Origin of the sequence: Nocardia asiatica NBRC 100129, assembly GCF_000308415.1 — a bacterium.
Classification (GTDB): domain Bacteria; phylum Actinomycetota; class Actinomycetes; order Mycobacteriales; family Mycobacteriaceae; genus Nocardia; species Nocardia asiatica.
This window is the reverse complement of sequence record NZ_BAFS01000018.1, coordinates 1-22,056: the sequence shown is the minus strand read 5'-3', so window position 1 is coordinate 22,056 and position 22,056 is coordinate 1. Positions and strand designations below refer to the sequence as shown.

Annotated in this window: 24 protein-coding genes; 4 read left to right on the top strand and 20 right to left on the bottom strand. The window is 68.9% G+C overall.

What is annotated here, in order from left to right; all coding sequences use genetic code 11:
- Positions 1–57 precede the first annotated feature (57 nt).
- From ON27_RS02240 to ftsH, 18 genes are all read right to left on the bottom strand, one after another.
- Positions 58–987 (bottom strand): esterase/lipase family protein, encoded by a 930-nt coding sequence (locus ON27_RS02240; protein ID WP_043718557.1) that lies wholly within the window; start codon positions 985–987, stop codon positions 58–60.
- A gap of 89 nt (positions 988–1,076) precedes the next feature.
- A complete protein-coding gene (locus tag ON27_RS02235) occupies positions 1,077–1,667 on the bottom strand; it encodes an anthrone oxygenase family protein (RefSeq protein WP_051046141.1) in 591 nt (196 codons plus the stop codon).
- Positions 1,668–1,799: 132 nt separating this feature from the next.
- Positions 1,800–2,447 carry an FHA domain-containing protein gene (locus tag ON27_RS02230; RefSeq protein WP_051046140.1) on the bottom strand — a complete coding sequence of 216 codons (648 nt, stop codon included), beginning with the start codon at positions 2,445–2,447 and terminating at the stop codon, positions 1,800–1,802.
- Between the two features lie 182 nt (positions 2,448–2,629).
- Positions 2,630–2,989 (bottom strand): histone-like nucleoid-structuring protein Lsr2, encoded by a 360-nt coding sequence (locus tag ON27_RS02225; protein ID WP_043718552.1) that lies wholly within the window; start codon positions 2,987–2,989, stop codon positions 2,630–2,632.
- Positions 2,990–3,104: 115 nt separating this feature from the next.
- Complete coding sequence (gene lysS / locus ON27_RS02220) at positions 3,105–4,604, bottom strand: lysine--tRNA ligase (protein WP_043718550.1); 1,500 nt, start codon at positions 4,602–4,604, stop codon at positions 3,105–3,107.
- Between the two features lie 263 nt (positions 4,605–4,867).
- Complete coding sequence (locus tag ON27_RS02215) at positions 4,868–5,290, bottom strand: rhodanese-like domain-containing protein (protein ID WP_043718579.1); 423 nt, start codon at positions 5,288–5,290, stop codon at positions 4,868–4,870.
- Between the two features lie 8 nt (positions 5,291–5,298).
- The gene (locus tag ON27_RS02210) at positions 5,299–5,895 is read right to left on the bottom strand and encodes a cysteine dioxygenase (protein WP_083887342.1); all 597 of its coding nucleotides are present in this window, start codon (positions 5,893–5,895) and stop codon (positions 5,299–5,301) included.
- Between the two features lie 180 nt (positions 5,896–6,075).
- Positions 6,076–6,873 carry a type III pantothenate kinase gene (locus tag ON27_RS02205; protein WP_043718544.1) on the bottom strand — a complete coding sequence of 266 codons (798 nt, stop codon included), beginning with the start codon at positions 6,871–6,873 and terminating at the stop codon, positions 6,076–6,078.
- Positions 6,874–6,890: 17 nt separating this feature from the next.
- Complete coding sequence (gene panD, locus ON27_RS02200; protein ID WP_043718542.1) at positions 6,891–7,310, bottom strand: aspartate 1-decarboxylase; 420 nt, start codon at positions 7,308–7,310, stop codon at positions 6,891–6,893.
- Positions 7,311–7,323: 13 nt separating this feature from the next.
- Positions 7,324–8,304, bottom strand: a complete 981-nt coding sequence (gene panC, locus ON27_RS02195; RefSeq protein ID WP_043718539.1) for a pantoate--beta-alanine ligase — start codon at positions 8,302–8,304, stop codon at positions 7,324–7,326.
- Positions 8,304–9,233 (bottom strand): Rossmann-like and DUF2520 domain-containing protein, encoded by a 930-nt coding sequence (locus ON27_RS02190; protein ID WP_043718536.1) that lies wholly within the window; start codon positions 9,231–9,233, stop codon positions 8,304–8,306. Before ON27_RS02190 ends, panC begins: the two co-directional genes overlap by 1 nt.
- A 156-nt stretch (positions 9,234–9,389) precedes the next feature.
- The gene (locus tag ON27_RS02185; protein ID WP_051046139.1) at positions 9,390–10,334 is read right to left on the bottom strand and encodes a DUF6779 domain-containing protein; all 945 of its coding nucleotides are present in this window, start codon (positions 10,332–10,334) and stop codon (positions 9,390–9,392) included.
- Positions 10,335–10,403: 69 nt separating this feature from the next.
- A complete protein-coding gene (locus tag ON27_RS02180) occupies positions 10,404–10,880 on the bottom strand; it encodes a DUF3180 domain-containing protein (RefSeq protein WP_043718532.1) in 477 nt (158 codons plus the stop codon).
- Positions 10,877–11,413, bottom strand: coding sequence for a 2-amino-4-hydroxy-6-hydroxymethyldihydropteridine diphosphokinase (gene folK / locus ON27_RS02175; RefSeq protein WP_043718530.1), 537 nt, complete (start codon positions 11,411–11,413; stop codon positions 10,877–10,879). The genes ON27_RS02180 and folK overlap by 4 nt, the downstream gene beginning before the upstream one ends.
- 61 nt (positions 11,414–11,474) lie before the next feature.
- On the bottom strand, positions 11,475–11,912 hold the full coding sequence (folB, locus tag ON27_RS02170; RefSeq protein ID WP_083887341.1) for a dihydroneopterin aldolase: 438 nt from the start codon (positions 11,910–11,912) through the stop codon (positions 11,475–11,477).
- Positions 11,909–12,766 carry a dihydropteroate synthase gene (folP, locus tag ON27_RS02165; protein WP_051046142.1) on the bottom strand — a complete coding sequence of 286 codons (858 nt, stop codon included), beginning with the start codon at positions 12,764–12,766 and terminating at the stop codon, positions 11,909–11,911. The genes folB and folP overlap by 4 nt, the downstream gene beginning before the upstream one ends.
- 143 nt (positions 12,767–12,909) lie before the next feature.
- Positions 12,910–13,521 carry a GTP cyclohydrolase I FolE gene (gene folE, locus ON27_RS02160; protein WP_174377805.1) on the bottom strand — a complete coding sequence of 204 codons (612 nt, stop codon included), beginning with the start codon at positions 13,519–13,521 and terminating at the stop codon, positions 12,910–12,912.
- Between the two features lie 145 nt (positions 13,522–13,666).
- Positions 13,667–16,057 (bottom strand): ATP-dependent zinc metalloprotease FtsH, encoded by a 2,391-nt coding sequence (gene ftsH, locus ON27_RS02155; RefSeq protein WP_043718527.1) that lies wholly within the window; start codon positions 16,055–16,057, stop codon positions 13,667–13,669.
- 358 nt (positions 16,058–16,415) lie between these two features.
- On the opposite strand from ftsH, the gene ON27_RS02150 reads away from it, so the two are divergent.
- A complete protein-coding gene (locus tag ON27_RS02150; RefSeq protein WP_051046138.1) occupies positions 16,416–17,360 on the top strand; it encodes a hypothetical protein in 945 nt (314 codons plus the stop codon).
- Here ON27_RS02150 and ON27_RS02145 read toward each other — a convergent pair.
- Positions 17,340–18,173, bottom strand: coding sequence for a DUF1266 domain-containing protein (locus tag ON27_RS02145; protein ID WP_043718522.1), 834 nt, complete (start codon positions 18,171–18,173; stop codon positions 17,340–17,342). The two genes, ON27_RS02150 and ON27_RS02145, sit on opposite strands and share 21 nt — an antisense overlap.
- 163 nt (positions 18,174–18,336) lie before the next feature.
- Between ON27_RS02145 and ON27_RS02140 the strand changes: the two genes are divergently transcribed.
- The gene (locus tag ON27_RS02140) at positions 18,337–18,603 is read left to right on the top strand and encodes a DUF2277 domain-containing protein (RefSeq protein WP_043718521.1); all 267 of its coding nucleotides are present in this window, start codon (positions 18,337–18,339) and stop codon (positions 18,601–18,603) included.
- Positions 18,604–18,607: 4 nt separating this feature from the next.
- Here ON27_RS02140 and ON27_RS02135 read toward each other — a convergent pair whose 3' ends face one another.
- Positions 18,608–19,921: a PucR family transcriptional regulator gene (locus ON27_RS02135; RefSeq protein WP_051046137.1), complete on the bottom strand. Its 1,314-nt coding sequence runs from the start codon at positions 19,919–19,921 to the stop codon at positions 18,608–18,610.
- Positions 19,922–20,103: 182 nt separating this feature from the next.
- Here ON27_RS02135 and ON27_RS02130 point away from each other — a divergent pair, with 182 nt between their 5' ends.
- Both ON27_RS02130 and ON27_RS02125 read left to right on the top strand, forming a co-directional pair.
- Entirely contained in the window at positions 20,104–21,708 is a 1,605-nt protein-coding gene (locus tag ON27_RS02130) for an aldehyde dehydrogenase family protein (RefSeq protein ID WP_043718518.1), read from the top strand.
- On the top strand, positions 21,705–22,056 hold a 352-nt coding region (locus ON27_RS02125; RefSeq protein WP_043718516.1), incomplete at its 3' end, for an SDR family NAD(P)-dependent oxidoreductase. The genes ON27_RS02130 and ON27_RS02125, both read left to right, overlap by 4 nt.

Sequence of the window (22,056 nt, the reverse complement as noted above, 5' to 3'; positions counted from 1 at the left end):
ATCGGAACTCCACCGCACACGTACGACCTGGGCTGCCTACCCGGTGTAAGGGTCGTCCTAGCCGCAGGGCACGGGGCGTTGATGTGCGGGATCGAGCGCGTTGAGCACGTAGGTCGCGGCCCTTCGACTGCCCGCTATGCCCGTATGACCAGAGTAGTCCGTCTCGCAGCCGTCCTGAACCACGATATTCGTCACCCGGGGCCCGGCGACCAGTCCCGAGGTGTAAGGCACCACCAGCTCGTCCAGCTCGGTAGCGATGTTGGTGTACCGCACGTCCGGGTGGTACACACCGTCCGCGTTGAGCGCGCGCACGAACTCCGAGCCTTGCAGCACCTGGCGGCAGGCCATGCAGGGCGATCCGGCCACGGCGTCGAAGAACGGGCCGAGGCCCATTCGCGTGCCGAACTCGTTCAGGTCGGCCATGCCGCCTGCGTTCGACCCGAGCCAGGGCGGAGCCAGCCCGATCATCTTGTCCACCTTGCTCGCGCCGGCGAGCCGCTTGACGAAGTAGTTGCCGATGAAATTGCCCTGGGAGTGGCCGATGAGGTCGACCTCGGCCGCGCCGGTCGCGGCGCGTACCCGGTCCACGAAAGCGGCGAGCTGGGCGGCGCTGCGCTCGATCGGGAGCATGCCGCCGATGGCCGAGGCGGGCCACGGCAGGTCGTAGGCGCCGAACGTGGCCGAGTACACGCAGTAGCCCTCGTTGGCCAGCAACGGCGCGAACACGCCCCAATTCGTCTGAGCGCCACCCCCCGTGCCGTGTACGAGAACCACGGGGTTCGGGTGCTCGGAGCCGGGCCGGCAGGACCAGTCGTTGGTGCCGGGCAGCGAACCGCCGGGATTCGCCAGCTCGGCGGGAATCCCGGCGAAGAAGTTGTACTCGACCGGATATCGCTCCTGCGGCTCCCGCGCGTGCGCCGAGCCCGCGGTGACCCACACCGCGGCGAGCAGAACGATCAGCAACGAAAAGCCTGGGACACGCCGCACGATAGCCTCCCGGTCCGGTCTCGTCTTCCGGGGAAGCTACCGCACTGAGTGGCCCAGACGGAGCACATTCCGGCGGGTCGTTGCGGAAACTAGCTCTGACCGAAAGCGGGGGTGACGGACCGGTCCGCCGCCATGTACTGCCCCGGCACTGCGTGGCCCGGCGCGCCCGCCGCGGTGGCCTTCCCCTGCTGGACGCCTGCCGCGAACAGAGCGCCGCACAGCGCCAGGAAGGCCAGCGTGTGCGCGACGCCGCGCACGATGTTCCAACGCACCCACGCGGATTCGAATTCGGCGCGCACCGCGGCGAGGTCGGCGATCGATGCCGGATCGCCCGCGGCGGCCAGCTGGTCGTTGAGCGGGACGTTCAACCCCGAGGTCACCGCGAACGCGATGACGTTGAGCACCAGCGCGAGCACGATCCAGATCAGCGTGCCGCGGTGCTCCCGGCCCAGATGCAGCGCCGCCGCCAGAACGGTGCAGCCGACGGTGCCGAGGAACGCGATCATGAACCACGGATTGATGATCACGACGTTGATCTTCTGCATCACGTCGATCATCGCCCGGTCGTCGGTACGGGCGAGCGCGGGCATCACCGAATTGGCGTACGCGTAGAACAGGCCCGCGATCAGGCCCGTCGCCAGCGTGGCGAGCACCAGTGCGGCGAGACGTGTGGCGGTCATGACTTCCTCCTGCTGGGAACTCCGCCGAAGTCGCGCTCGATCCGGCTGGTGATTCCCAGTCAAGCCGCCGGAGCCGCGACTCTCCATGGCCGAGAAGCTCGACCGCGTAAGCGAGCGTCTACCGTGGAGGTCTCACAGGTCCCGATCGGAAATGAGCCCACTCTGCATGGCCAATCCAGCCAGCCGTACGCGCTTCTGGTTCTGCGGCAGATCCTCCACGCCGAACTTGGCGAACAGCGCGCGCAGGTGGGTCTTGATCGCGTCGACGCTGAGGAACAACTCCTCGGCGATCTGCTGATTGGAGGCCGGAGTGGCGAAGCCCGCGCCGTGCTTGTACGGGCGGCACAGCGCGATCAGCACCGAGCGCTGCGTTTCGGTGAGCGAGCGCGCGGTGGGGATCGAGCCGGTGGAGGTGCGGGTGATGTCGTCGGACACGCCGCCGAAGTCGTGAAAGGACACCCGCGAGGTGCCGACGCGGATGACGTCGCCCGCCATCAGCCTGCGCCGGCCGACCAGCCGGTCCCCGTTGACGAACGTGCCGTTGCGAGACAGGCCATCGTCCACGATGGTCCAGTGCGCACCCAGGTATTCGACCGCCGCGTGCAGCCGGGAGACCTCCGCGTCCCAGCTCAGCGCGAGATCGGCATGCGGGGACCGGCCGATCGTGACGCGCCCGCGGTCGGGCGTGAGCGTGAGCTCCTGCTGCCGACCGGCGTCATCGGTGAACCGCAAGAATGATCCGACGAATCCTGTCACTGCGCCGATACCTCGCCTCTCCATACCGCCAGTGACCGTCGCACGTTTCCATGGTGCCGCGTTCCGGTACCACGAGCAAGATCGATTCATCCGCCGTAGCGGGCCACCGCGTGATCCGGTCTCGCTGCTATATCGAAGGTCTATCACAAACAAGACCGCCGCCCCGACGTCGCACGATTCGCCGGGACGGCGGCCGGAAAATAGAACTATCCCTTCGCGGCCTTGTTGTACGCGTCGGTGATGTCGGCGGAGATGCGGCCCCTGGCGGACACCTTGTGTCCATTCCGACGCGCCCACTCGCGAATTGCGGCGCTTTGTTCCCGGTCGATCGAGACCCGGCTCTTGGGCGTGCCCGCGGCGGCCGCGGTCGCCTTGACCCGGCGCCGGCCACTGACCCGGCGCGCATTCGAAACCCACTCTTCCAAACCGTCGCGCAGCTTCGCCGCATTTGCCGACGACAGGTCGATCTCGTACGACACACCGTCGATCGCAAACTCGATGGTCTCGTCTGCGATGGACTCACCGTCGACATCGTCGATCAGGCTAACGGTGACCTTCTTTGCCATGAGATGAACGTCCTCTCGAAATCGTGCGACCCGCATACTAGGCCGATTACCCGAGGCAAGAATACCCCGAATTCCGGAAATTCCAAGACGGAGCCGCTGCTTTGCAATCCAGTGGTCACCTGGTGACCGGACGCACAATTGGGAACAGTATCGTTTCTCGGATTCCCAATCCCGTGAGCGCCATCAACAAGCGATCGATTCCCATACCGGTTCCAGTGGTCGGCGGCATGCCGTGCTCCATCGCCGCGAGGAAGTCCTCGTCGAGCACCATCGCCTCGTCGTCGCCCTGCGCGGCCAGCCGAGCCTGGTCGACGAACCGCTCGCGCTGGATCACCGGGTCGACCAACTCCGAATAGCCCGTGGCCAACTCGAAGCCGCGAACATAGAGGTCCCACTTCTCCGTGACCCCTGCCGTACTGCGATGCTGCCTGGTCAGCGGGGATGTCTCCACCGGGAAGTCACGCACGAAAGTCGGCGCGTAGAGCTTGTCGCCATACTGGTGTTCCCAGAGTTCCTCGACGAGTTTCCCGTGGCCGTAGCCCTTGCCCTCCGGAATTTCCAGACCGACCCGATCCGCGAGCGCCCGCAATTCGGCCACCGACGTTTCCGGGGTGACCGGCACACCCAGCGCGTCCGACAGCGAGGGGTACATCTCGACGGTCGCCCACTCGCCGCGCAGATCGTATTCGGTGCCGTCGGCCAAGGTCACCACCTGTGTGCCGAACGCCTCCTGGGCCACTTCCTGCACCAATTCGCGGGTCATCGCCGCCGAGTCGTCGTAGGTGCCGTATGCCTGGTATGTCTCGAGCATCGCGAACTCAGGGGAATGTGTGGAGTCCGCGCCCTCGTTCCGGAAGTTGCGATTGATCTCGAAGACCCGCTCCAAGCCGCCGACCACGCAGCGCTTCAAGAACAGCTCCGGCGCGATGCGCAGGTAGAGGTCCATATCGAGGGCGTTGGAATGAGTGACGAACGGCCGGGCCGCCGCGCCGCCGTGCAGCGTCTGCAGCATCGGCGTCTCCACCTCGAGGAACCCCCTGCGCTCGAGCGCGTCGCGCAGCGCGCGCACCACGGCGATACGGGTGCGAGCCATTTCCCTGGCCTCGGGGCGCACGATCAGGTCGACATAGCGCTGCCGGACGCGCGACTCCTCGTTCATCTCCTTGTGCGCCACCGGCAGCGGCCGCAGCGCTTTCGCGGCCATGAACCAGGAATCGGCCATGACGCTCAGTTCCCCGGTGCGCGACGAGATGACCTCACCGTGCACGAAAACGAAGTCGCCGAGATCGACATCGGCCTTCCAGGCGGCGAGGGCGTCCGCGCCGACGCCGTTCAGGCTGATCATCGCCTGCAGCTTGGTGCCGTCGCCCTCCTGCAGTGTCGCGAAACACAGCTTGCCGGTATTACGCAGGAATATGACGCGTCCGGCGACGCCCGCCTGTTGTCCGGTGGCGGTGTCGGCGGCCAGGTCCGGATATGCGGCCCGAATTTCCGCCAGGGTATGCGTGCGCGGCACGACCACGGGATATGCCTCGCCACCGGCCGCGAGCAGGCGCTCCCGCTTCTCCCGGCGAATCCGTATCTGCTCCGGGGCGTCGTCGGCGTCGGGCGCCACGGCAGGCCGCGAATCCGATGTCGATGCGCTGGAGGATGCAGAGTTCGGAGTGCTCACATCGAACAACCCTAGCGTGCACCGGAAATCGTTTTGCGCGCCGCCCGGACTCTGACCCGGAGTAACGAATCGGTATCGATGCGCCGCCCGGCCGTCGACCGCCCGGCGCGGGCTCCGGATACGCGAAATAGCCGGTGCGCATCATGGTGTGTCCGAAAACACCTGCGCGACCGGCTATTTCGAGATGGAAGTGTTCCCGGGCGATTTTACAGCGACGCGAGCGCGTCGAGCTCACGAGTGAAGTGCGGCGCCCCCACGGCGACGTTCAGCAGCCCGGCCGCCTTCAATGCCTGGTAGCCGCCCACGAGGTCGGTCGCCCGGTGCAGTCCGAGTTGCCGGAGGGCGGCGGCCGCCAGGCTGGAGGTATAGCCCTCGGAGCAGACGACGATCCATTCCACGTCGTGATCGGCGGCCAGCGCCAAGCGCGCGGAGCTGGTGGGATCCAGCCGCCATTCCAGGACATTGCGCTCGATCACCAGTGCGCCGGGCAAGGTGCCCTCGCGTCCGCGCTGCGCCTGGGGCCGGATATCCACCAGAATGGCACCGCGCTCGATCGCTCGCGGCAATTCGAAAGCGTAGATCCGGTCGAGCCCGGCCCGTGCGTTCTCGAGCATCTGATCGATGGTCAAACGGGTCATCACATATCACCTTCGGGCTGGTCGGTGAGAACGGTTCGGGTACGCCGGAGGGTGCCGTGACCGGTCACCTCGTAATAGGACATGGCGGTCAGCGGCGGGGAATAGGCGTGCACGCTCAGCGTCGGGTCGAGCGGACCGGCCGCTGCGGCAGCGGCGGGCGCGCGCATCACGTCGTGCACCCAGCCGATCGGGAACGATGCCTGGTCGCCCGCCGCGAGCGTGCGGCAGCGCAGTTCCGTTCCGTTCCAACGGTATTCCGACAGCGCGCCGCTGAGCACGGTGAGCGCGCCGAGCGATCCGGCGTGGTCGTGCAGTTCCGTCGATTTACCCGGCGTCCAGCTGATCAGCCAGACGTCGACCTCGTCGTCGGCGAGCAACCTGGCCGCCCAGCGCTCGTCGGCCGGCCAGTTTCCCCCGGCGGGGAACAAGTGGTCGTAACGCCCGGCCAGCACGTCCTCGGCGCCCTCGTCGGTCAGCCGGAGCAGATCGGCCGGACGCAAACGGGTGGGAAGCGCGGGCGACACCGAGCGATCCACCGGAGGCGTAGCCGAGAACGCGGTACGCGCGGAAGAAAGGGAAAGAACAGAAGAACGCATGAGCGAATCTCCAGGAGGAAGGTATCGGTCGAGGGCAAGAACTCAGCCTCGATCGGTCGAGGCAGGTCAGCCTCGACAACACTCCTGGGTGCTCACGCGGAAAGTCACGAAAAGGAGTCTAACAGCATTCGGCGCGGTGTCGGCAAGCGCCAGCCTGCGACAAAGCCAACACCGCGCATTTCAGACAGTTCCCTTGCGCCGCTGGTTGCGTTCGTATACGAGCCGGAGTCCGGTCAGCGTGAGGTGCGGATCGTGGTCTTCGATCGTCTCTGATTCCGGGACGATCAGCGGTGCGGTCGCGCCGGTCGCCACGATCGCCACGTCATCGCCCGCGAAGGCGTCGAACTCGTCACGAATCCGATCGATCAGGCCGTCCACCAGCCCGGCGAATCCGAAGACCGCCCCGGACTGCATGCATTCCATGCTGTTCTTCCCCAGCACCGAGCGCGGCCTGGTCAACTCCGCCCGCCGCAGCGCACTGCGTTCCACCAGCGCCTCGGTCGAGATCTCCACCCCCGGCGCGATGATCCCGCCCAGGAACTCACCCTTCCTCGACACCAGATCGACACAGATCGCCGTACCGAAATCGACGACGATCGCGGGTGCGGAATACCGCTGATAGGCGGCCAGGCAATTGACGATGCGGTCCGCGCCCACCTCTTTCGGATTGTCCACCAGCAGCGGAATGCCGGTGCGCACACCGGGTTCCACCAATACGTGCGGCACGTGCGCCCAGTACTGGCTCAGCATGGCGCGTAGTTCGCGCAGCACGGGCGGCACCGTCGAAAGCGCGGAGACGCCGATCACCTCGTCCAGCTGCGCGCCGACCAAGCCGCGCACCTGCATGGCGAATTCGTCGGCGGTCAGCAACGGATTGGTGTGCATTCGCCAGTGCCGCACCAGTTTCGAATGCGCCCCGGAACCGGAGAACAGACCGAGTTCGATACTGGTATTGCGGACATCGATGGTCAGCAGCATGTGCCGGTCGCCGGTCCTCAGACGAACGACAGCGAGCGCGGCGAGGTCAGGCCCGAGCCCTCCGGCGCGTGCGCCGGGTCCGAGCCGAGCTCGACCGCACGGTTGCGCTCGTCGACGAACACGACCTTGGGGTCGTATTCCGCGAGTTCCTGCTCGTTCAGCTGACCGTAGGCGATCAGGATGACGAGGTCGCCCGGGTGCACCAGGTGCGCCGCCGCGCCGTTGATCCCGATCACGCCCGAACCCCGCTCACCGGCGATGACGTAGGTCTCCAACCGGGCGCCGTTGTCGATGTCCACGATGCAGACCTGCTCGCCTTCCAACAAATCGGCGGCGTCGAGCAGGTCCTGATCCACGGTGACCGAGCCGACGTAGTGCAGATCGGCGTGCGTCACGGTGGCACGGTGGATCTTCGACTTCATCATGGTGCGCAGCATTGCGTCGCCCTTTCTAGTTCGCGGGAGGGATCGGGGCGGGATCGGACACCGCCGGGGCAGGCTGGGAAGAGTTCACGGCGGGGCGCGAACCGGAGACGGCGGGATGACCGTCGATCGGAGCGCCGAGCGTGACGGCGATGTTGTCGATGAGCCGGGTCGCGCCGACCCGGGCCGCGATCAGCAGTCTGGCGTTGCCGATCGCCGGGGCGGGGCCCAGAGCGGCCGAGCGCAGCTCCAGGTAATCGACGTCCACGCCGGTCGCGGCGTCGAGCACCTGACGTGCGGCCGCGAGCACCGCGTCACCGCCGAGGCCGCCGGCGTGCTTGCCCGCCGAAAGGGCCGCCGACAGGGCGAGCGCCGATTCGCGCTGCACCGGGTCGAGATAGCGGTTGCGCGAGGACAGCGCCAAGCCGTCGGGCTCGCGCACGGTGACCACGGGGGTGATCTTCACGTCGAAATTGAGGTCGCGGACCAGCTGCCGGATCAACGTGAGCTGCTGATAGTCCTTCTCCCCGAAGAACGCTTCCGCCGGCCGCGCGATCTGCAGCAGTTTGGCGACCACGGTGAGCATGCCCGCGAAGTGGGTGGGGCGGCTGGCGCCTTCCAGCTCCGCGCCGAGCGGACCGGGGTGCACCGTGGTGCGCGGACCGTCCGGGTACATGTCGGACACGCTCGGCGCGAACACCAGCTCGACGCCCTCCGCCCGCAGCAGCTCGACGTCGGCGTCCAGCGTGCGGGGATATTTGTCCAGATCCTCGTTCGCCCCGAATTGCAAGGGGTTGACGAAGATCGACACGATGACGACCTGGTTGGTTCGTTTGGCCAGTCGCACGATCTCCAGATGGCCCTCGTGCAGCGCGCCCATGGTCGGCACCAGAGCGACGGTGCGGCCGACACCGCGCAGGGCGGCGGACGCCGCGCCGAGTATCGCGGGATCGTGATGCACGGTCAGCTCACCGGGCCGGTAGGCACCGCGCAGTTTCGGGTCGAACATCAGTGTCCTTCCAGCAGCTCGATGACGGCGGGGGCGGTGCCCGCCCGTTCCGCGGTGCGCAGCGACAGCGCGCGATACGCCTCGGCCATCCGGGGCTCGACCGACGCCAGCGCGTCCAGATGCGCGGCCACGGCTTCCGCGTCGCCGCGCGCCACCGGGCCGGTCAACGCGGACTGGCCGCGGCGCAGCGCGTTGTCCAGCGCCGCCGAGGCCAGCGGGGCGAGCAGGCGCTCGGCCAGGCCGCCCGGCTGGTCGTCGACCACCTGCTGGCCGATCAGGCCCGGCCCCGCCAGGGCGGCGCGCAGCGCGGCGACCGCGTCCACGATCACCGTGACCAGGTGATTGCTGCCGTGCGCGAGCGCGGCGTGGTACAGCGGCCGGTGGGCCTCCGGCACCCGGACCGGCTCGCCGCCCATCTCGATCACCAGCGACTGCGCGATGGCGTAGCCGACCTCGTCGGCCGCGGTGATGCCGAAGCAGGCGTTGCCGAGGCGAGTCACGTCTTCGTCGTGGCCGGTGAAGGTCATCGCGGGGTGGATGGCCAGCGCCAGTGCGCCGATCTCGGTGAGGGGCGCGAGCACGCCGACACCGTTCGCGCCAGAGGTGTGGGCCACGATGGTGCCGGGCCGGACGACTCCCGCGCTCGCCAGGCCACGAGCCAGACCTGGCAGTTCGGTGTCGGGCACGGCGAGCAGCAACAGCTCGCTGCGGGCGGCCACCTGTTCGACCGGCAGGATCTCCGAATCGGGCAGCCGGGTCCGGGCACGGCGCACCGAGGCGTCGGAGATCGCGCAGACGCCGAACACGATGTGCCCGGCCCGCTCGAGTGCGGCGCCCAATGCCGAACCCACACGTCCCGCCGAGACGATTCCCACCGTCAGGCGTGCGGGCGCGGGGTCGAAGCCCGAAGTAGCGTTGTCGGAATTCACGCTTCTCGAGGTCAACGTTGTCCTCTCGATGTCGTTCCAGTCCCGCCATGCGGGTACCGGACGGTACGCCAAGAGAATATCGGCAGGCGGTTCACCGCCGCCACGGGGTGCCCGCGTGATCTGTGCCGCAGTGCCGGGGGCCGCGCCGGCCGCCGGTCACCGGCGTTCGCGCTCCTCGGACTGCAGGTTGGCCATGATCTCCGCGACCGAGAGACGACGCGACGGCGTCTCGTCGTCGCTCTCGGCCCGGCGCCGCCTGCGTGCGCTGGGCGTGCCCATGGTCGGCGCGGGCGCCGGTCGCGGCGCCGGTTCCTCGGCCGGTCGCGGCCGCACGGCGGGCCGGGTGGGCGGCTCGTCGAGCGGCTCGTCCACGGTCTCGGTGAAGGCGTCGGCCCAGCCGCGCGGCTCGGCATCGCGTGCCTGCTGAGCGTCGGACCGCTCGTCGTCGTCGAGGGAGACGACCGCGGTCTCGGCGGTGACCGGGTCATCGAAGGGGCTGGCGAAGGCCGGCGGCTCGGGATGGCCGGGCTCGAAGATCGGCGTCATACTGCTATGCGGTTGCTGGTCGGCGAACATCGACCACATCCCGGCATTCGCGGAGCTATTGTTCCCCGATTCCGCGCCCGAGCTGGTCAGCTCCTGAATCCTGGTCGCTTCGGCGCGCAACGCCGGGCGTTCCATCGGCAGATCCCCGTCGAACAGCCGCTGCAGGCTCTGCCGCAGCACGGTGAGCTCCGCGCGCAAGGCCGCGAGTTCGGCCGCGTCGGCTCCCACTTCCGCCCGCACTCGCGCCTCCACGCCGAGTTCGTACTCGCGTCGCGCGGTGACCTCCCGCTCCAACTGCAACTCGTAGACGGTTTGCAGATCACGGACCTTCGCCTTGTCGATATCCGCTTCCTTGCGGTACTTCGTCGCAGCCAGAGCGCCGATCGCCGCCGCCCACAGCGCCGCGATCAGACCTACCCGTACGAACTGCACGCTGTTACTGAAGATCAGGAAAACGCTGGCAACCAGGCCGAACAAGATCAAGACGCCGACGAACAATTTTCCCGCGTCGTCCCGCCGTCGACGGGAAGTGCTGCTACGGGAGGGTGAAACCATGCCAGCCAGGGTAGCCAATTGGTCGAGCCGCGCCCAGACAGCGTTTTGTAATTCCGTTCGTGAAGCTAGCTACGTAGTTGCCGCATCGTCGGTAGGATCCTCCGGCGCGCGGCAGCAGTACTCCAGCCAGAGGGCCGCAGCAACCAAAGCCACCCCCGCCAGCATCCCGACTATCGCGCCGGGGCTGTCGGCGGCCGCCGCCCGCAGCGTGCCGCGCTGCGGGAAGACCCAGCACAGGAAACCGAGCCAGATGCCGGCGGCGATCGAACCCACCTGCACCGACGCCTTGGCCAGGGCGACGGCGCGGGCCGCGGTGATCGGATGCAACTGGTGGCGGCCGTCGCCGATCTCGTGGTCGTTGACCCTGGCCCGGATCACGAAAGCGAGCACCGCCTCGATGGCTGCCACCGGGTACAGCGAGGCTCCGGCGAAGATCGAGATGGGCGGGAAGTTGTCGTAGGCCACCCGGGTGGCGATCCACGCAGCGATCGCGGCGATCAGCACGTTCGCCACGAGGTCCAGAACGCGAGTCGGCTTGAGCTTCACGACAGCGTGCCCGTCAACGAGAACTCGGTGCGCCGCACCCCGGCGCGCTCGGCCGGATCGAGCCGCGCCAGCAGACCCGCCACGGCGTGCGGTACACCGTCGACCTCGAGCACCGCGTCCGGCGCCACGTCCAGCCACGGCACCAGCACGAAGGCGCGCCGATGTGCCTGAGGGTGGGGCAGGATCAGATCCGGGTCGGCGCTGCGGCACGCGACCAGCTCTCCGTCGCGCAGTTCGGCGCACCACACCACGTCCACGTCCAAAGTGCGCGCGCCCCAGCGCACGTCGCGCACTCGGCCCGCGGCCTGCTCCAGATCTTGGCCCCGGCGCAGCCAGTCCACGCAACCGAAGGCCGGATCCTCGGCCAGGACAACCGCATTGAGGTAGTCGTCCTGCGGGACGCCGCCCCAGGGCGCGGTCGAGTACACGGCGGACACGGCCAGCACGCGATGGCCGAACCCGTCCAGCACACTGCGCAGATGGGCGAGCCGGTCGCCCAGATTCGAACCGATGGACAGCACGGCACGGGTCATCGGCGCGCCCCCGCGGCGCTCGGCCCGGTCCGGAAAACGGCCGCGCCGCCGCTGCGTCGCCTCATTCGGCGGGCTCCACGCGGTGCCGCGAGGTGATCACCCGCACGTCGGCGAACGTGTGCGGGATCGGCGCGGACGGCTTGTGCAGCACCACCTCGACCGACCTGATCCGCGGATCGGTCATGACGTCCTCGGCGATCTCCGACACCACCGTCTCGATGAGATCGCGCGGCTCGCCCTGGACGATGCGCACCGCGCGCTCGGCCAGCGCGCCGTAGTCCACGGTGGCGGCCAGATCGTCGGTCGCCGCGGCCACGGCGAAATCGACCCACACCGTCAGGTCGACCAGGAATTCCTGACCATCGCGGCGCTCGTGCTCGAACACGCCGTGATGACCGAATGCGCGCAGGCCGCGCAACTCGATCCGGTCGGCGCCGCGCCGGATCGCCGAATCGCGCGGGGGCGCTTCCTCTTCGGCATGGACCGGGTACCGGCTCATCGTCGAGCTCCTTGCGCACTGGATCGGGCGGTGTCGTGCTGTGCGGCGCGCTGCCGTGCGGCATTCTGCCATGCGTCGGCGACCGCGATGGCGTCCAGCGAGGCGCGCACGTCGTGCACGCGCACACCCCACGCGCCGTGCAGTGCGGCCAGCGCCGAGATGGTCGCCGTGGCCGTCTCGCGGCCGTCCGGTGGCCGCGGTCCCGCCTCGTCGGCGAGCAGCGAACCGAGGAAACGCTTGCGCGACGCGCCGATCAGGACCGGCAGTCCGTGCGCGACCAATTCGGGCAGCGCGCCCAGCAGAGCCCAGTTGTGCTCGGCGTTCTTCGCGAAGCCCAAGCCCGGGTCGAGCATCAGCCGGGACGGGTCGACGCCCGCGGCGACGGCCAGGTCCACCTGGGCGGTCAGCTCGGCGAGCACCTCGGCGACCACGTCTTCATAGTGGTCCGCCGGTCCGGTGTGCCGATAGTCGGCGCCCGCCCGCCAGTGCATGAGAATCCACGGGATGCGGGCGGCGGCGACCACTCGCACCATGTCGGCGTCGGCGCGGCCGCCGGAGACGTCGTTCACCACCGACACCCCCGCCTCGATCGCCGCGGCGGCCACCGCGGCGCGCATGGTGTCCACGCTGGTCGGCACGCCCGCCGCGACCAGGCCGCGGATGACCGGCGCCACTCGTGCGGCCTCGGTCGCCGCATCGATGCGCACCGCGCCCGGCCTGGTCGACTCGCCGCCGACGTCGATGATGTCCGCGCCTGCGGCGTGCAGCCGCACACCGTGCGCGATGGCCAGCTCGGGATCGAGGTAGCGCCCACCGTCGGAGAACGAATCGCTGGTGACGTTCACCACACCCATCACCACGCAGGAGCGCCCGTCCCGGGCGCCGACGCTGTCGAACCCGCTCGCCGTCGCCGATCGCGCGTCGGGCCGTGCGGTGGCGGTGTGATCCCCGGCCGCCGCGAGCCCTCCGCCGCTCGGTTCGGACACCGCGGGCCCGATCACTTGCGCAGGATCAGATCGAGCGCCTCGGCGCGCGAGGCGGCGTTGGACTGCAGCAGCCCGCGCACGGCGGAGGTGGTGGTGCTCGCGCCCGGCTTGCGGATACCGCGCATCGCCATGCACAGGTGCTCGGCCTCGATCACCACGATGGTGCCGCGCGGATCCAGCTTGCGCATCACCGCGTCGGCGATCTGGCTGGTCAGCCGCTCCTGCACCTGCGGGCGCTTGGCGTACAGGTCGACCAGCCGGGCCAGCTTGGACAGCCCGGTGACCCGCCCGTGCGGGCCGGGGATGTAACCGACGTGGGCGACGCCGTGGAACGACACGAGGTGATGCTCACAGGTGGAGTACATCGGGATGTCCCGGACCAGCACGAGTTCCTGGTGGCCCTCGTCGAAGGTGGTGTTGAGCACCGAATCCGGCTCCACGTAGAGCCCCGCGAAGGTCTCCCGATAGGCGCGCGCCACCCGGGCCGGCGTCTCCCGCAGCCCCGGGCGATCCGGATTCTCGCCGATGGCGAGCAGCAACTCCCGTACCGCCGCTTCGGCCCGCGCCTGGTCGAACGATCTCCCGGTCTCCAGGGCGACGGGGCCGGGCTCCGTCAGATCGATGTCGACGCCGTCGTATTCAGCACTATCCGCTTCGGCGAGAACGTAACCACCGCCGTGATCGTTGGCCGACAATCAGGACACCTCCAAACTCCCAGAGCGCCGGCAATTACCCGGCACCCCCCGATGGTCGAGCCTAATCGTCACCTCAGTGCCGACCGTTCGGTCCATCCCAATCACCGTTGTCGCCCTCGCCGTTCGGATTGGCCCGGCGCGGCTCGTCATAGCCGCCGCGCTCGCCGTAACCGTCCCGGTCGTAGCCGCCTTCCGGCGCTCCCTGCGGCCCCCACTGCTGGTAGCCGTGCCGCGGCTGCTGTGAGTCACCCCAGCCGGACTGGCCTTGCTGCTGCGGCTCGTCCCGCGGCGGCCAGCCGGGAGCCGACCATCCCGCCGGAGCGCCGTAGTCCGGCCGCGAGCCGTGCGTGCCCTGGCGCGGATAACCAGGAGCGGGCGCCTGAGGCAGCGGGTAGCCGGGCGCGGACGGGCGGGCGTACTGCGGCGGTGCGCCGTAACCGCTCTCGTGCGGCGGGTAACCGTTGGCCGCCTGCGGCTCGCGCTGGGCGGACGCGGCCACGGGCTGCGCCACCGGCTCCGGCGGCCAGGACTCGCCGCGCTCGGCGGCCAGCTCGCCCGGGGTCTTCACCGGCGGCTTGTCCGAGGGCACGCGGTCGCCGAAATCGTTGAACGCGGTGATCCGCGGGCGCTTCTCCACCGAGGCGAGGATCTGCTCGAGATCCTTGCGATGCAGGGTCTCCCGCTCCAGCAGCGCGGTGGCCAGATCGTCGAGGACGTCGCGGTACTCGTTCAGGATGGCCCACGCCTCGGTGTGCGCGGCCTCGATCAGGTTGCGCACCTCCTCGTCGATCGCGCCCGCCACCTCGTGCGAGTAGTCCGAACCCATGCCCATCGAGCGGCCGAGGAACGGGTCGCCCTGCTCCTGGCCGTAGCGGACCGCGCCGAGCCGGGCGCTCATGCCGTACTCGGTCACCATCGCGCGAGCGATCTTGGTGGCCTGGTCGATATCGGAGGACGCGCCGGTGGTCGGCTCGTGGAACACCAACTCCTCGGCCGCGCGGCCGCCCATCGCCATGACCAGGCGGGCGATCATCTCTGAGCGGGTCATCAGGCCCTTGTCGTCCTCGGGCACCGTCATGGCGTGGCCGCCGGTGCGGCCGCGCGCCAGGATGGTGACCTTGTACACCGGCTCGATGTCCGGCATCGCCCAGGCGGCCAAGGTGTGGCCGCCCTCGTGATAGGCGGTGATCTTCTTCTCGTGCTCGCTGATGATCCGGCTCTTGCGGCGCGGGCCGCCGATCACACGGTCGACCGACTCCTCCAGCGATTCGCCCGTGATCACCGCGCCGTTCTCGCGGGCGGTGAGCAGCGCGGCCTCGTTGATCACGTTGGCCAGGTCGGCGCCGGACATGCCGACGGTGCGCTTGGCCAAGCCGTCCAGGTCGGCGTCCGGGGAGATCGGCTTGCCCTGCGAGTGCACCCGCAGGATGGCCCGGCGACCGGCGAGGTCCGGGTTGCCGACCGGGATCTGCCGGTCGAACCGGCCCGGACGCAGCAGCGCCGGATCGAGGATGTCGGGGCGGTTGGTGGCGGCGATCAGGATGATGCCGGTGCGGTCGCCGAAGCCGTCCATCTCCACCAGCAACTGGTTGAGGGTCTGCTCGCGCTCGTCATGACCACCGCCGAGGCCCGCGCCGCGCTGGCGGCCGACCGCGTCGATCTCGTCGACGAAGATGATGCACGGGCTGTTCTGCTTGGCCTGCTCGAACAGGTCGCGCACCCGGGAGGCGCCGACACCGACGAACATCTCCACGAAGTCCGAGCCGGAGATGGTGAAGAACGGCACACCCGCCTCGCCCGCGACGGCGCGAGCCAGCAGGGTCTTACCGGTGCCGGGCGGACCGTAGAGCAGGACGCCCTTGGGGATCTTGGCGCCGAGAGCCTGGTAGCGAACCGGGTTCTGCAGGAAGTCCTTGATCTCGTAGAGTTCCTCGACCGCTTCGTCGGCTCCGGCCACGTCGGCGAACGTGGTCTTGGGCATGTCCTTGGACAGCTGCTTGGCCTTCGATTTGCCGAAGCCCATCATGCCGCCGCGGCCGCCGCCCTGCATGCGGGCCATCACGAAGATGAACAACCCGAGCAGGATGACCATCGGCAGCACGAACAGCAGGATCTGGGTGAACCAGCTCTCCTGTTTGACCACCGTGTTGTAGGGGGCGCCGGAGGTCTTCACGGCGTCGAAGATCTGGGCGGAGGTCTCGCTGCCGCCCGGATACTTCGCGATGATCTTGTTCTGTCCGCTGGTGGCGTCGTTGCCGTCCTTCAGCTCGATGCGCAGCTGCTGCTCGCGATCATCGATCTGCACGTTCTGGACGTTGCTCTTGTTCTCGAGCTGGCTCAGGGCAACCGAGGTATCGACGCTCTTCCAGCCCCGCGTGTCGTTGCCGAAGTAGCTGAACGCATAGATCACGAGCAGAACGCCCGAAACTATGGCCAGGGTGCGAAACACTGTCTTGCGGTTCATAGAGCGTCGGCCGGGGCGGCCAGTCCTTTCCGGTGTCTCCGGTTCTTGCCTAGCGATGCGTCTGGCGCGTCCGGTTCCGCGGGGGTTCGGATGCGGACATGCCACGTTACCGCGTACGGTCTAGTCGATACATCGCGCAGTTCGGCTGCAGGTGCAGTTAAAGAGGTAAACGGCCGGGGATCGACGGTGGTTCCCGATGTCTCCGGTCCGGCTTCCTCCAAGTGGCAACAATCATGGCATGTTCGGCCTATCGTGAGCGACGACACAACCTCGCGGCGCGAGCGACGGGCACGTAGGCGGTAGCTCGCACACCACGAAAGGCCCCGGGAGCGCCGCACCAGACACGAGCGCAGGGGGTATGGACATAGTCGAGCTACGGACACCCACAGCGATACTGCGTCACGGCCGCGGCAGGCTGATCGTCCTGCGGCCCGGTTCCGACGGCGAGCGCGTCCTCGATGTCCCGGTATCGGACCTGCTCAAGGTCCGGCTGAACCGGCGCGCGGACGACGCGGTCGTGATCGAGATCTATCTGCGTTACCCCACGCCGGTGCTCACCGGCGTGCCCGCGGACCGCACTCCGCTGCCGGTCCTGATCGCCGAGCACGACTTCCCGGCGGCCACCGAGATCGTCGACCGGCTCAACGCGCACATCCTGGCCACCCAGCGCATCGACGTGGCGGCGCCGGATCTGCGCCCGCCGACTCCCACGTGGGGACGCGCCGGTCCCGTCCGCGCGGACGTCGAGCGGGCCACCCGGCGGATGTCGCCACGCCGCGAGGCGAAGCAGGCGATAGCGGCTCTGCATCGTTACGTGACGCCGGAGGAGTACGTCCTGGAGACCGCCTTCGCGGTCGCGCAGCCACCCGCCGGCAACGGCTCCGGTCTGCTCGCCGCGACGACGGCGCGCCTGCTGTTCATCTCGATCGGCGACAGCCGGTACGCGCACGAACTCCCGATCCCCGTAATCCTGTGGGCTCGCGCCACCGACAACCCCACCGCGGGCCGCGGCGAGATCGGGCCCGGACGCGGCGCGACCGGCATCGAGGTACACGACGGCAGCCGAACGCTGCACTTCGCGGGCGCCGACCGCGCCGACACCGAACGGGTCACCTGCGCGGTGAACTTCGCGGTGCGCCGGGAATCCGCCGACGGCGCCGCCGGCGCCGCCGACCCGGGTGTGGCTCAGCTGTACTCGGAGTGGGAGCTGCTGGTCGAGCGGCATTCCCTCGGCATGGTCGACGACGCGCAGTTCCAGCGCTACGGCCGCGGCATCCTGCGCTCACTCCCCGACGGGAGCTGAGTTCAGCGCGACCCGCCGCCACGGACTGGTCGGGCGCAGCCACAGCCGCAACAGCTCCTTGCGGCGATCGACGCCGCCGTTCTTCAGCTCGGCCAGGTCCTCACAGGCCTGCCAATAGGTCCAGCCGGTGAGATAGGCGTCGCCGAACTGCCGCCAGTTGCGGTACTTGCTCTGGGCCAGCGGCAATGCGCGGGCCAGATAGCTCCAGGCCACGTCGGCGTCGAGGTAGCCGGCCGTGTAGGCCATCCTGGCCACCGCCACCACCCGGGCCAGGTCCCAGGCGTGGATGTCGGTGGGCAGCGGCCGGGCCAGGTGATCGGTGAACCCGATCTTGATCGCCTGCGACCAGATGTCGTAGTCGCGCACCAGCGCCTCGGGATTGTCCATGCCGCGGAACGCGCCGACCTGCCGCAGGAACGCCCGGTGCCGGTCGGCCCGCTCGCCGAAACGATCGCGCTCGCTGGCGTTGATCGAGGCCGTCACCAGCGGGTGCACCAGCGCGTAGAGCGGGGCGTGCATGCCGTCGAGCAACTGCTCCATCGACGCCTGCGCCTCGGTGCCGTCGGTGATGCCCCACGCTCCGGTGAGCGTGTCGATGGCCAGCTCGCGCCGGTCACCGAGCGGATGCGCGCGTTCCGGACCGAGCAGCAGGGCGTCGTGGAAGGCGTCCCAGCGCGCCGAGTAGAAGGCGCCGAGGGCCAGCGCCCGCAATTCGTCGTCGGATACCGCCGCGCCGGACCAGTGGTCTTCCTCCCGCTCGTCCAGGTCCGCGTACGGGAACGTCGTCAATGTGGGTACACCGCGCGCAGGCATGTCCTCGATTGTTCCCCATCCGTCACGGCGCACGCTCGGTATTGGCGGATGGCCGCGCGGGTTCGTCCCCGGCGGCGATCGCGCGTCCGCTGGGCGAATCGATTTTCGACCTCGGTGACTTCTTGCCCTGACGCACGTCGTGATCTGGGGCTAGTGTGCTCGCATGTGTAGAAACATCACCGTCCTGCGTGGTCTGGAACCTGCCGCAACCGAGCAGGAAATCTATGCCGCCGCACTGCAGTACGTGCGCAAGGTCGGTGGCGTGTCCGGCCTGAGCTCGACCACCAAATCGGCCGTCGACAAGGCCGTCGCGGCCATCGCCGAGGCGACCACCACCCTGCTCGCCGAGTTACCCGACCGCAGGGTCGCGCCGACCACCGAGCCGCCACTGCGCCGCATCGCCGCGCGGGAAGCGGCCGCGGGAGAATAAGGGTTCAGGGCAGGGCGTCCACGCCGTAGACGTCGACGCACACCAGCGCGATCTCCAGCGGCAAGCCCCGCTCTTCGATCGGATATCCCAGCAGTTGTTCGATCCGCTGCACGCGATAGCGAACCGTGTTCTTGTGCACCCCGAGCGCTTTCGCGGTGGCCTCCGGGCTGCGGTGGCCGCGCAGATAGGCGTGCAGCGTCTCGCGCAGCCGCGCGGCGTTCGCGTCCCGGCCGGCCAGCGCGCCCAGTTCCCGCGCGACCAGCCCGCGCATGGCCGCTTCGTCCGCACCGGCCAGATACGCGATCTCCACGGATCGATACCCGGTGACCCGCCGGCCACCCGCTGGTGCGCGCTCGGCGACCTGCCGCGCCGCGACCGCCTCGCGATGACTGCGGCGAAAACCCACGATCCCCCCGGCGGGGACACCGAACGCCACCCGTACCGGCGCCTCGACCTGCGCGCCCGCCAGCCGCTCCACAGCCTCCGGCGCCGCGAGTTCGGCGGCGCGTTCCACGTCGTCCGAACCGGCCCATGCCCACATGGCGCTGGCGCCGGACGGAACGGTGAGCACCCGCGCGCTGCCGAACGCGGCGGCCAGCCGGGCCGCGACCCGGTCCAGCAGTCCGGTCGCCTCCGCCTCCGCGCCCGCGGGCTCGCCGGTCGGTTCGTCGGTCCACAGCACGAACGCCAGGTGCTGCTGGGAGAGCCGGTAGCCGAGCCGCACCGAGGCCTGGTCGACGTCCACGTCGTCGCCGTCCAGCAGGGCGCGCACGGTCTCGGCCCGCCGGTTGATGGCGGCGCGCAGCACCTGCTCGCGCTCCTCCATGTAAGTGTCGGTGAGCAGTTCGACCGAGGTGCTCATCCATTTGGTGGCCCGCTCGAACAGCCGCAGCAGCACTACGCGCTCGAGTTCCGGCGTGGCCCGCCGCTGCTCGACGACCTCGGTCAGGTAGTCCAGCACCGCCTCCATGCCAACGTGATAGACCCGCAGCAGCAGTCGCAGCTCGAAGCCGCGGCGCGCCACACTGCGCGCGAAGGCGTGCGCCTCCTCCGGCAGCGAGAACTCGAAGGCGTCGCTGGCCAGGCGGCTCAGCACGATCCTGGCGTGCGCCCTGGTGCTGGCCGCGAGATCGCGGCGCATATCGCGATCGGCGAGTTCGGGGATCCGCGCGACGATCACGTCGTCGAGCCGGGTGACGATCCGCTCGAGCGTATCCGCGCGCATGGTCTCGTAGACGTACTCGGCCAGCCAGTCGCGCACCTCGTCGGGCGCCGGACTCGGCCGGGCCGCGGCGCGCGGCGTCGGCCCCACGGTCATCGCCACCTCCTCACGCCGAGGTTATTCGCCGACATTTGTTACCCGGAGACAAATTCGGCCAATTTCCTTGACAAACTGGGCCAAGAAAGTCTCCTGCGATTGTGTCACGATCATAGTTCAGTGGCCTGACTCACAGCAGTCAGCAGACCGCGGTTCAACACAACGTCAGTGGGAGAACAGCAGTGACCAATACGGAACCAGCGCCCGCGACCGGGAAGGCGCAGGGACGCAAGACGACCGCGAAGAAGAACGGTCCCGCCGTCATCGAGGTGCGCAACCCCGGCACCGGCGAGGTCGTCGGCGCGGTGCCCGACGAGACCGCCGAAGCCGTCGCGGCCAAGGTGCGCGAACTGCGGCTGTATCAGCCGGAGTGGGAGGCGATCGGGCCCGAAGGCCGCAAGGTCTGGCTGCTGAAGTTCCAGGACTGGTTGATCGACAACACCGACCGACTGGCCACCGTACTGCAATCGGAGACCGCCAAGCCCCGGGTCGACGCCCTGATCGACCCCGGTTTCGCCACCGACCTGATCGGCTACTACGCGCGGCGCGCGGCCAAGTTCCTGGCCGACGATCACCCGTCGCCGCACAGCCCGTTGGCTCGCGTCAAGCGGCTGACCACCGTCTACCGGCCGTATCCGGTGGTCGGCGTCATCACGCCGTGGAATTTCCCGCTGGCCATGCCGGTGATGGACGTGTTCCCGGCGCTCGCGGCCGGAGCCGCGGTCGTTCTCAAGCCGTCCGAGGTGACGCCGCTCTCCGCGCTCGAACTGGCGAAGGGCTGGGCCGAGATCGGCGCGCCGCCGGTGTTCGCCGTGGTCACCGGAGCGAGCGCGACCGGAGCGGCCGTGGTCGGCAACGCCGACTACATCCAGTTCACCGGCTCCACCGCCACCGGTCGCAAGATCGCCGCCGCGTGCGTGGAACGGATGGTGCCCTACAGCCTCGAACTCGGCGGCAAGGACCCGGCCATCGTGCTCGCCGACGCCGACCTCGATCGCGCCGCGCACGGCATCGCCTTCGGCGGCATGTTCAACTCCGGCCAGGTCTGCATCTCCGTGGAGCGGGTGTACGTCGAGGCTCCGGTATACGACGAGTTCGTCGCCAAACTGACCGCCAACGTCGAAGCGCTGCGACAGGGCCTGGACGGGCGCGAGTCGAAATACGACGTGGGAGCGCTGGCCAACGAGAACCAGGTGGGCATCGTCGAGCGCCACGTCCAGGAGGCCGTCGCGGCCGGTGCGAAAGTGCTCACCGGCGGCAAGCGGGCCGGATTCGGCACCGCCTTCGAACCGACCGTGCTGGTCGACGTGGACCACACCATGTCCTGCGTCACCGAGGAGACCTTCGGCCCCACGCTGCCGGTGATGAAGGTGGCCGACGAGTCCGAGGCAGTCCGGCTGGCCAACGACTCGATCTACGGCCTTTCGGCCTCGGTGTGGACCGGTGACAAAGAGCGCGGCGAGCGGATCGCCCGCCAGCTGAACGCGGGCGCGGTCAATATCAACGACGTGTTCGCCAACCTGTTCAGCTACGCGCTGCCGATGGGCGGCTGGGGCCTGTCCGGTGTCGGCGCCCGCTGGGGCGGCGCGAACGGCGTGCGCAAATACTGCCGTCAGCAGGCGATCACCACGCCGATCCTGCCGACCCAGCAGAAAGAACTGTTCTGGTACCCGTACTCGATGCCGAAGCTGCTGTTCGCGCTCGGCGCGATGCGCGCGGCGGGCGCCCGGGGCCTGCGCCGCCTCGACCTGCCCGCCCTGCTGAAGCTCAAGGGAGACGACAAGTGACCGACACGAAGCAGATCCGCGGCAAGGTCGTCGTCATCACCGGCGGGGCCCGCGGCATCGGACTCGCCACCGCGACCGCCCTGCAAGCTCTCGGCGCGCTGATCGCCATCGGCGACATCGACGAGACCACCGTCAAGGAGTCGGGCACGGCACGGAATTTCGAGCACTACGGCAAGCTCGACGTCACCGATCAGGATTCGTTCGACGGCTTCCTCGACGAGGTGGAGCGAACGCTCGGCCCGATCGATGTGCTGATCAACAACGCGGGCATCATGCCGACCGGCAAGCTGGTGGACGAGCCGGACGAGGTGACCCAGCGCATCCTCGACATCAACGTCTACGGCGTGA